Origin of the sequence: Streptomyces sp. RKAG290 (assembly GCF_023701695.1) — a bacterium.
Classification (GTDB): Bacteria; Actinomycetota; Actinomycetes; order Streptomycetales; family Streptomycetaceae; genus Streptomyces.
In genome coordinates this window covers 1-3,618 of sequence record NZ_JAJOZC010000023.1, presented here as the reverse complement: position 1 = coordinate 3,618, position 3,618 = coordinate 1, and the positions used below count along the sequence as shown (strand labels likewise).

Sequence of the window (3,618 nt, the reverse complement as noted above, 5' to 3'; positions counted from 1 at the left end):
TTACGAGGAGACCGTGCGGGCGGAGCAGGAGGTCGCCGATAAGAACGTCCGCAACGCCGAGCAGGAGCTGAGGCGGGAGAAGCGGGAGATGCAGCAGGCCGCGAACGCGCCGAGCGACGTGCCGGCAACGCCGCCCGCAATCTCAAGAGCGCGGGTCTGCCGCGCATCTTCGCCGGAACATGAAGCGCGGGCCCAGGAGTCCGCGGGCCGGGCCGGCCAGACCCACGCCGCCGGGTCGGCGGCGCCAAGGCCCGGCTGGACGAGGCCGGTCGCGCGGTGCGCGACGAGCAGCGCATCACGCTCGATCTGCCGGACACCGACGTCCCCGCGGGGCGCACCGTCCTGCTCGGCGAGCGGATGCAGGTCCGTCACGGCGGACGGGACCTGTTCGCCGGCACGGGCGTCGACCTCACGATCCGGGGCCCCGAACGCATCGCGCTCACGGGGGCGAACGGCGCGGGCAAGAGCACCCTGTTGCGACTGATCAACGGCGAACTCCAGCTGGACGGCGGGCAGATCAGGCGGTCCGACGGACGGATCGCCTATCTGTCGCAACGCCTGGACCTGCTGGACCTCGACCGCACAGTGGCCGAGAACTTCGCTGTGTCCGCCCCGCACCGGGCGGAGGCGGAGCGGATGAACCTCCTCGCACGCTTCCTCTTCCGGGGCGACAGCGCCCATCTCCCCGTCGGTGCGCTGTCCGGCGGCGAACGGCTGCGGGCCACCCTGGCCTGCGTCCTGTGCGCCGAACCGGCTCCCCAGCTGCTGCTCCTGGACGAGCCGACCAACAACCTCGATCTGACGAGCGCCGACCAGTTGGAGGGCGCGCTGAGCTCCTACCGGGGAGCGTTCGTGGTCGTCAGCCACGACGAGCGTTTCCTCGCCGGGATCGGGGTGGACCGGTGGCTGGAGCTGGCGGACGGCCGGCTGTCGGAGACCGGGGCTCCGCAGGTGTGAGCCGCTGACGTGCCGACCCGGCCCGCGCCCGAGGCCGACCGCCCGGCGGGCCCAGAGCCGATCACGTTGGATGGACCACCATGCCTGCAGCCGCACTCATCGCACACGACATCGTCCGCACACTCGGCACGAGGCGGGTGCTCGACGGGGTGTCCCTCACCGCGTCCCCCGGCCACCGCATCGGCCTGATCGGGGAGAACGGTGTCGGCAAGTCGACTCTGCTGCGTCTCCTCGCGGGGGCGGATGAACCCGACGCGGGCAGCGTCACGCGCCCCGCCGATGTGGGTTTCCTGCACCAGGAGATGGCGTTCGAGGCCACGTCGACGATCGCCGACGTGCTGGACGACGCGCTCCGCGAGGCCCGGGCCGACCTCGCGGAGCTCGACCGGCTCACCGGAGAACTCGCCCGCACCCCGCAGGGCTCAGCCGGTTACGCCGAACTGCTGGCGACGTACGGCGGGCGGCTCGAACAGGCCGAGGAGCGGGACACCTGGGACGCCGACCGGCGCGCGGCTGTCCTGCTCACCGGGCTCGGCCTCGCGGCACTGCCGCACGGGCGGTCGCTCGGCTCGCTCTCCGGCGGCCAGCGCGGCCGTCTGTCGCTGGCGGCGCTGCTGGTGCGGCGCCCTTCCGCCCTGTTGCTGGACGAGCCGACCAACCATCTCGACGACGAGGCCGCCGCCTTCGTGGAGGAGCAGTTGCGCGGCATGCCCGGTCCCGTCGTGATCGCCAGTCACGACCGGGCCTTCCTCGACGCGGTCTGCACGGACCTGATCGACCTCGACCCGGCCGTCGACGGCCCGGTGCGGTACGGCGGCAACTACAGCGCCTACCTGGCCGGGAAACGGGCGGAGCGGGCGCGCTGGGAACGTCTCCACGCCGAGCAGCAGGAGGAGATCGAGGCGCTGCGCCGGTCGGCCGACGTGACCGCGCGGCAGGTCGCCCGGACCGTGGGCCGCGCGACAACGAGAAGATGGGTTACGGCCTGCGGGCCGGCCGGGTGCAGAGCCAGATCGCGCGCCGGGTCCGCAACGCCTCCCGCAGGCTGGACGAGTTGGAGCGCCGCCAAATCGGTGAGCCGCCGGCGCCGTTGCGGTTCCGGCACACCGCGTTGGCCCGACCCTCGGCGGACGGCACTCTCGTGTCCCTGCGCGGGGTGCGGGTGCCGGGCCGGCTGACCGTCGACCGCCTCGACGTCGCGGCGGCAGAACGCCTGCTGGTCACGGGTGGCAACGGCACGGGCAAGTCGACGCTGCTCGCCGTCCTCGCCGGGCGGCTCGCCGCCGAGGGCGAGGTGGCAGGCGGCCGGGGCTGACGGTGGGGGTGCTCACCCAGGACACCACGTTCGCCCGGCCGGACCGTACTGTCCGCGACACCTACGCACGCTTCGTGGGTGTCGAACGGGCCGAGGAGGTGCCTCTGACCTCGCTCGGTCTGATGCACGAGGGCGACCTGGACAAACCGGTGGGACACGTGTCGGTCGGCCAGCGCCGCAGGCTCGCGCTGGCGCTGCTGACGGCCCGGCCGCCGGAGCTCCTGCTGCTCGACGAACCCACCAACCACCTGTCCCCGCGGCTGTGCGACGAGCTGGAGGAAGCCCTCGGAGCGGGACCCGGGGCCACTGTCCTGGCCAGCCACGACCGGTGGCTCCGCAAGCGCTGGCCGGGCCGTGAGATCCGGCTGCAGCCGGACCGTGGCCAGGGGGACGGCATCGGGCCGCGGGCCGAACCCTGCCAGCAGACCGGGCGTCGGTGACGGCGGGGGAGGAAGTCCGCGGCCCCGGGGGCGGGCGCGTCAGACCGGCTCGGCCGGGCACGCCCGCTCCGGCCCGGCCCCTTCCCCGCCCCGGACCGCCGGCGGGTAGCGCACGAACAGGATGCCGTGCACGTCCTCGTCCGGCGCGCGGTAGATGTGGGGTGCGTCGGCCCGCCACTGCCCGGACTCACCCGGGCCGAGAGTCAACGGCCCGTGCGGCGGGCCGACAACCGCGGTGCCGGTCAGCACCATCAGGCTCTCCCGCGTACCGGGGACGTGGGCCTCGGACTCCTGGGTGGCGCCCGCCCGGATGGTCACGCGGAACACGTCGGTGACGACGGCACCGCTCTCGTGCCGCTCCAGCAGAACCGCCGTGACCGCACTGCCGGACACCCCGGCCGGGGCCGCACCCGGGCCCACGGTGCGGCCGGCGCCTCGCTCAGCGCAGCGCTGAGCGGCGGCCGAGGGCGGTGGTGAGGGCGTACAGGGTCTCCAGGGTGGGATTGCGCTGACCGCTCTCCAGCTCGGAGAGCGTGCCCTTTCCCACCCGGGAGCGCCGGGACAGCTCCGACAGGGACAGGCCCTGTTCCTGCCGCAGCGCGCGCAGCCTGCGCCCCAGGTCCTCGTTCAGCCCCATCGGCGTCCACCCGCTCCGCTTATCCGATTGACGGGTGTCGGCCCGTCCTTCTAGTGTTCCATAAACAGAACGTTCCGTATACGGAACATCCGTGACGCACATCGGACCCTCCTGGTCACCGGTGTTCGCACCGCACAGGGGAAGTGGCTCACTGATGTTCGCGATCGCCCGCATGCGCTCCGCCGCGCCTCCCTCGGCGGTGGCCGCCGGACTGATCGCCGTCATGGTCGGGGTCACCAGCTCGGCGGCGCTGGTGTTCACGGCGGCGA

At 73.4% G+C, this 3,618-nt stretch carries 2 protein-coding genes and 2 pseudogenes; 2 read left to right on the top strand and 2 right to left on the bottom strand.

Going from position 1 to position 3,618, the window contains the following annotated elements:
- Positions 1-957: pseudogene (locus tag LNW71_RS35930) on the top strand (ATP-binding cassette domain-containing protein); the annotation flags it as partial.
- A gap of 80 nt (positions 958-1,037) precedes the next feature.
- Positions 1,038-2,712 (top strand): annotated as a pseudogene (locus LNW71_RS35925) (ABC-F family ATP-binding cassette domain-containing protein).
- A 39-nt stretch (positions 2,713-2,751) separates the two neighbouring features.
- Here LNW71_RS35925 and LNW71_RS35920 read toward each other — a convergent pair.
- Complete coding sequence (locus LNW71_RS35920; RefSeq protein ID WP_250972387.1) at positions 2,752-3,132, bottom strand: hypothetical protein; 381 nt, start codon at positions 3,130-3,132, stop codon at positions 2,752-2,754.
- Between the two features lie 19 nt (positions 3,133-3,151).
- Complete coding sequence (locus LNW71_RS35915) at positions 3,152-3,349, bottom strand: helix-turn-helix transcriptional regulator (RefSeq protein WP_250972386.1); 198 nt, start codon at positions 3,347-3,349, stop codon at positions 3,152-3,154.
- Positions 3,350-3,618 lie beyond the last annotated feature (269 nt).

What these genes read in the sequence shown, in the direction of transcription:
- LNW71_RS35915 (WP_250972386.1), bottom strand. Translation starts at nt 3,349, where the DNA reads ATGGGGCTGAACGAGGACCTGGGGCGCAGGCTGCGCGCGCTGCGGCAG.